This window comes from Brevibacillus thermoruber 423 (genome assembly GCF_000454065.1).
GTDB lineage: Bacteria > Bacillota > Bacilli > Brevibacillales > Brevibacillaceae > Brevibacillus > Brevibacillus thermoruber.
The window spans coordinates 23,962-29,961 of record NZ_ATNE01000020.1; the positions used below are offsets into that span (position 1 = coordinate 23,962).

Consider the following 6,000-nt stretch of genomic DNA (forward strand, 5'->3'; position numbering starts at 1 on the left):
TCTCTACGCCTGAAAAACCCTTGTGCGGCAAAGAATTGGATTTTTTCAGGGGATGGAGCAGGGCCATCCCCTAAAGGACGGCCCTGCCATGTACCGTTGCAGCCAGCACGGAGTACCGTACCAGACGCTGCATTCATGCATGGTGTCCCCGGCGGCTCTGTCGATATCCCCACAAGGTGAACAGAATGCCCACGATGGTAACCAGAGAGGCTGCCAACGGGACGGCTTTCAGCCCGCCGCCGATGCCGTAGTCGATGACGATTCCGCCCAGATAAGCGCCGAGGGCGTTCCCCAGGTTAAACGCTGCTATGTTCAGCGTTGAAGCCAGGGTTGGCGCTTCCTTTGCAGTGTTCAACATGTGCAGCTGCAATCCCGGCACAGTGCCGAAAGCGGCCACGCCGAGAAGGAAGACGAAGATCAGAGTTGCGAGTTTCCATTGAGCCACTGCACCCAGCAGGGCCAGCACCACAGCCAATAACACGAGAATACCGATCAGCGAAGGCAGCAGACTGCGGTCCGCCAATTTGCCGCCGTAGATGTTGCCAATGGTAATGCCGATCCCGAACAGAACCAGAATGTAAGAGATTGAGTCGACAGGGAAGCCGCTGATATCCACCAGGATCGGCTTGATATAGGTAAACGCTGTGAATACGCCGGCGAAGCCGAACGTCGTCATTAGAAGCGCGACTAGTACCTCGGGACGCCGCAGCACTCCAATTTCCCGGCTCAATCGGGAGGGGGCGGCTTGAATCCGCGGGACGAGTACGATCACGCCGATCAGCGCTGCGCTCCCGATGGCCGTAATCGCCCAGAATGTCGATCGCCAGCCAAATTCCTGGCCGATGAACGTACCGATCGGCACGCCGAGGATGTTCGCGAGCGTAAGGCCGGTGAACATCAGGGCGATGGCTCCGGCCCGCTTCTCTTTCGGCACAAGCTCCGCGGCGACCACGGAACCAACGCCGAAGAAGGAGCCGTGTGTCAGCGCTGCGACGATGCGGGCGAACATGAGCACGCCATAGGAAGGGGCGAGAGCCGCAAGGGCATTGCCCACGATGAAAATTCCCATCAGGAGCAGAAGGAGCGCCTTGCGCTGCATCTTATGCGTAGCGACCGTGATGAACGGCGCGCCGAGGGCTACTCCGAGCGCATACCCCGTGATGAGAAGCCCCGCCTCCGGAATCGAGACGCTCAGGCTTACCGCCACTTCCGGCAGCAGGCCCATAATGATGAATTCGGTCATTCCGATGGCGAAAGCACCGAGCGTCAGCGCGTAAATGGCAATCGCGGAATTGCGGCGCGTAATGGTCGTACCTGTGTGAGGCATGCTATCGGAATTCAAGATGAGGTCCCTCCTTTTTGAAGTTGGTCAATCACGGCATTCGTGACCGCGACTGTCGATTGCGGATTTTGGCCGGTGATCAGATTGCCGTCAGCTTCATAGTGGGTAGTCCAGTTCGGAGCGGCTACGAAGATCGCTCCCAGCTCGCGAAGCCGACTTTCCAGCAGGAACGGGAGATGGGATGCCAGACCTGTCTCCGCCTCTTCCCGGTCGGTGAATGCGTTCACGCGTTTTCCGGCGACCAGTGGACTTCCGTCCGACAAGACCGTACCGACCAGGGCGGCCGGGCCGTGGCAGACAGCGGCGACCACTTTGCCGGACTCGTAGAAGTCGCGCAACAGTGATTGGAGCTTTTGGTCAGTCGGGAGGTCGTACATCGCGCCGTGCCCGCCTGGCAAGAAAATCGCGTCAAAACGTTCATGAGACAGATCGTTCAGCTTCATGGTGTTATCCAGTTTCTTTGCTGCTTCTGCGAACGACGGGTCCATTTCCTCACCTACACTGGCGGGGTCCACTGGTGCTTTTCCACCAAGCGGGCTGGCTACGACCACGTCCCAACCTTGCTCGTTGAACCTCGTATACGCTTCCGCAAACTCCGACAACCAGATTCCTGTTGTTTTACCTTCGTGAATATGGGAGTGGCTCGTGACCACCATGAGTACGTTTTTGGACATCGTTTCAAACCTCCTGAAGGGTTATTTTGATTGCCCCCCAATTCTACGTCTGAACTTTTTATAAAACAAATTATGAAATTTGCATGTATTCATAAGAAAAATTATGGATTCAGTGGGCAAAAAAAAGACCAGACGCCGATGGAAACTGGCCTCTGGTCTTCAGATGTGCTCGCGGATGACCTTCTTGATTTGTTGAATTTCGTGTATGTACTTGTGTTTGCTTTTGTACGCGAAGAATAGCTCGTTTCGTACGGACAAGTCCGCGTAAACGACTTGAACCTCTCCTTCTTTCGCCGTATCCAGCAGAAAGGTGGGAACCACGCTCAGGCCCGCGCCTAACGTGACCAGACGGAGAATCATATGCAGATTCGGAATGATGTAAGGGGTGGACAGCACAGGGCGCTTCTTGAAACGTTCCCGCCACAGCCTCCGGATTATGGGCAGTTCCGGTCCGTACGCGATCCACGTCTGTTCGGTGAGCCAGCGTTCTTTGGCTTTCAAGCTCTTGGCGTCGGGAACCTCCCAGTGGGCCGGCGCGATTATGGCCAACTCCTCTTCCCACAGCTTCTCGTACTCGACTCCCGGTTTCAGGAATTTCTTGGAGGTAATGATTATATCCGCCTTTTCCTCTTCCAGGATGTCGAGCAGTTCCTCCGCGGTTCCGAAATAGGAAATCGAGCAGGTACCGAATTTCGGCAGCAAGGGGAGGATTTTTTCCTGGTAGAACTCCGGCGCCGATCCGATTTTGATCCATTTCAGGCTCGGCTGAGAAGACGTTTTGAGATCCGCGCTCAACTGCTCCAGTGCTTCGACGAGCGGAGCTGCCTCGGTGTACAGCAACTTCCCTCGCTCCGTCGGGATCATTTTCCGGGCCGTCCGGACAAACAGCGGCTCGCCGACCTCAGCCTCCAAGGAGGCCAGATGCTGGCTCATCGCCGGCTGAGTCATGAAACGGGATTTGGCGGCTTCGGATACCGAATTGTGCCGATAGATGAGGACGAAGCTCCGATACCACTCGAAATCGATCATGTGAATGCCTCCGTCTTGGGTTTTTGAAAAAATTTGCACAGGGACCTGTGGTATTTTTCGTTTGTATGTTTCGTTAGGCGTTATGCTACCATATGGAAACTCGTGTGGAAACCGTGAATGACGCATGGATCGAATCAGCCAGATATACGGAGGGGGCTTTACCTGCATGAAAGCAGCGGCGGAAGGCCCTTCTTTTTTGGGCTTCCCACACTCGTTGCGAATGAATATTACTTGTATGATCCATAAAACGTTCATTTGAGGAGCGGGGCATAAAAGGCTATAATTAAAATAGTTATTATCTTATAGTATTTATAAACAATTTGATTGCGTGGAGGCTGGCTCTTATGAACTATGAAGATTACCATCACCTGAATCACGTCAAAGAGCAGCAGACATCAAAGAAAACGCTGTGGTTCACCCTGATGCTGACCCTGTTTTTTACGATCGTTGAAATTATCGGAGGTCTGATGTCCAATTCGCTCGCGCTCCTGTCTGATTCGGCCCACATGATCTCCGATGTGATCGCGCTGGGGTTGAGCATGGCCGCCATATACATGGCTGCCCGGAAACCGAATCAGAAATACACGTTCGGCTTTCTTCGTTTTGAGATCATCGCGTCGTTTCTGAACGGGTTGGCGCTCGCCGTGATTGCCGTCGGGATCATCGTCGAGAGCATCAAGCGGATGATTCACCCGCAGGAGGTTGATCTGCAGTTGATGCTCTTGATCGCGTCCATCGGATTGGTCGTGAACCTCGTGCTGACCGTCGTATTAAGCCGGAGTACCAGGGAGGAAGAAAATCTCAATGTGAAGAGCGCGCTCTGGCACTTTATCGGAGACCTGCTCAGTTCCGTTGGCGTCATCACCTCTGCCGTTCTGATTCACGTGACGGGCTATTCCTTCTTTGACCCGTTGATCAGCATGATTATCGGGGGGATCATTTTTGCCGGCGGGGCCAAAATCATTCGCGAATCCCACCTGATTTTGATGGAATCGGTACCCGAGAAGTTCGATCTGGACGCCATCCGCCGCGACATCAACGGGGTGGAAGGGGTGGAAGACGTGCATGAACTGCATCTGTGGTCGATTTCCACCGATCACTATTCGCTGACGGCGCACGTGTTTGTTCGCGAAGACATTCAACCGTTCTGCGTGATCCTGGCCATCAATCACATCCTGAAGACGAAATACGGCATCGCACACACGACGATTCAAATTGAACATCCGGCCATGCACGATCATGGCGAATACGGCAAACAGTTCATGTTTCAGCGGGCATAAGGCTGCTCCCGCCCCTGCATCCATTCCGGACGATCGGGTCAAAAAAATCGAGCGGCTCCCGGGTGATGTCCCGGCGCTGGTGTCCGCAAATCTTTCCCGAACTCCCACAGCGTTTTGTGGGAGTTCGAGAATCCCAGGGGGGTACAATGAACATTCAAACGCAGATAAAGATATTCTTTATCTCAGACTGAAGACAAACCGACTGCATCGAAGGAGAAGCATGTTTCCAGGCAGAGCGACTTGTGAGCCTTACCGAGCGGAGCAGCGATTTGCGGGAAAAAGGAGCGCCACCTCTGAATGGGCTTCGTAGCGATGCGACTTTGGCGATCCCCCGCAAATCGGTGCGGAGCGTGCAGTCTATGCTTCCTTGCTGGGCGAGCACGGAGCGGATGACGGAAACGTGCTTCTCCCCCCAGCAGCCACTTTGTCTACACACTAAGATAAAGATATTCTTTATCTTATGTGTGGCGTTCTTGTATCTGATTGACATGTTCACTCTAAAAAAAAGCAGGTTCTTCCGGAAATGAGAACCCGGCTTTCCTATTCATCATCCCATATCTATTCAGCAGCTTATATCTCGCCTATCTCATAAACAAATATATCCTCCTCAAGTGCAGCACGAACAGAAGGATACGCTACAGATTAGGAATCCCGTTCATCTTGCTCGTCTTGGGTTTCTTCTATTGGAAAGATCAATACAAGAAAACAGCCGAAATGATTGTGAATGGTCATCCTGCTGATTATGCCAAAGACATAATGGGGAGTCTAAACATATTCACAAATACCATGTATTTTAACTATGGTTCGTTTGTGATGCTTATCTCTGCCAGTGTACTTTTGGTTACCGTTTTCCATGTTGTGAAAAAGAAGTGATCGCCTGTCGGATGTACGGTGATACGAGAGCCAGGACGAGATCCGGAGGAATTGCGCTGCCTGGGCTTTTTTTCGCAGCAGGTGAGCGGGCGGAGACGGCCGTTCCACATAGGGAAGTGAAGTAGGGAGGGGACAGCAGTTCAAGGGGATACCTGGGGCATTCGTTTCACTTGCACCCGATTCACTTGCCCCCGCTGGTTTTGTTAGGGTTCCCCGATTTTTCCGCAGGTGAATATGGCTCTGCTTCCCGAACAGGACAACGAAGGTGCTGGCAGATCGCTTGCCGACTCTTCGCTTTTTCGGCAACGAATGGTGGGTAGAATTTTTTTTGAAAATCCCTCTTGCATTTTTGGATCGAGCATGCTATATTTTAGTCCTGTGATACAAAATGTTGATGTGACTATAACATGCGGTCGTGGCGGAATTGGCAGACGCGCTAGATTCAGGTTCTAGTGGTGGCAACACCGTGGAGGTTCAAGTCCTCTCGACCGCACCAAATTCCCAGAACTTACAAGTTGATTTTTTGCGGGAACGTGGTAAAATAAAATCCTGTCTCCTTTGAGAGACGGGGGCTGCAAATCAAGAAGTTATGCAAAGATTACCGTTGATTTGCTGCCGCAGACATGTTATAGTAAAGTCCTTCGCTTCTGAAATGATGAAGCGAAAGGCGTGAAATGCTCCTTGAAAACTGAACAGCGAAAGCGTTGAACGAGCCTAGCAATTCTTTTACATGAAGCTAACGATTCAACTCAACTTTATTGGAGAGTTTGATCCTGGCTCAGGACGAACGCTGGCGGCGTGC

Annotated in this window: 4 protein-coding genes and 1 tRNA gene; 2 read left to right on the plus strand and 3 right to left on the minus strand. The window is 52.5% G+C overall.

Annotated elements, in window-relative coordinates; all coding sequences use genetic code 11:
* Nucleotides 1–133: 133 nt before the first annotated feature.
* The 3 genes from M516_RS0104850 to M516_RS0104860 all read right to left on the minus strand — a co-directional run bounded on the left by M516_RS0104850 (nucleotide 134) and on the right by M516_RS0104860 (nucleotide 3,045).
* Nucleotides 134–1,327 carry an MFS transporter gene (locus M516_RS0104850; protein ID WP_035288926.1) on the minus strand — a complete coding sequence of 398 codons (1,194 nt, stop codon included), beginning with the start codon at nucleotides 1,325–1,327 and terminating at the stop codon, nucleotides 134–136.
* Between the two features lie 11 nt (nucleotides 1,328–1,338).
* Nucleotides 1,339–2,016 carry a type 1 glutamine amidotransferase domain-containing protein gene (locus M516_RS0104855; RefSeq protein WP_029098125.1) on the minus strand — a complete coding sequence of 226 codons (678 nt, stop codon included), beginning with the start codon at nucleotides 2,014–2,016 and terminating at the stop codon, nucleotides 1,339–1,341.
* A 159-nt stretch (nucleotides 2,017–2,175) separates the two neighbouring features.
* Complete coding sequence (locus tag M516_RS0104860) at nucleotides 2,176–3,045, minus strand: LysR family transcriptional regulator (RefSeq protein ID WP_029098126.1); 870 nt, start codon at nucleotides 3,043–3,045, stop codon at nucleotides 2,176–2,178.
* 344 nt (nucleotides 3,046–3,389) lie between these two features.
* On the opposite strand from M516_RS0104860, the gene M516_RS0104865 reads away from it, so the two are divergent.
* Both M516_RS0104865 and M516_RS0104880 read left to right on the plus strand, forming a co-directional pair.
* A complete protein-coding gene (locus M516_RS0104865) occupies nucleotides 3,390–4,325 on the plus strand; it encodes a cation diffusion facilitator family transporter (protein WP_029098127.1) in 936 nt (311 codons plus the stop codon).
* Between the two features lie 1,282 nt (nucleotides 4,326–5,607).
* Nucleotides 5,608–5,694: transfer RNA gene (locus tag M516_RS0104880), tRNA-Leu, on the plus strand.
* The last annotated feature ends 306 nt before the right edge of the window (nucleotides 5,695–6,000 follow it).

Excerpts from the sequence above, each read along its gene's own strand:
- M516_RS0104855 (WP_029098125.1), bottom strand. The coding sequence starts at position 2,016 with ATGTCCAAAAACGTACTCATGGTGGTCACGAGCCACTCCCATATTCAC.
- M516_RS0104850 (WP_035288926.1), bottom strand. The coding sequence starts at position 1,327 with ATGCCTCACACAGGTACGACCATTACGCGCCGCAATTCCGCGATTGCC.
- M516_RS0104860 (WP_029098126.1), bottom strand. The coding sequence starts at position 3,045 with ATGATCGATTTCGAGTGGTATCGGAGCTTCGTCCTCATCTATCGGCAC.
- M516_RS0104865 (WP_029098127.1), top strand. The coding sequence starts at position 3,390 with ATGAACTATGAAGATTACCATCACCTGAATCACGTCAAAGAGCAGCAG.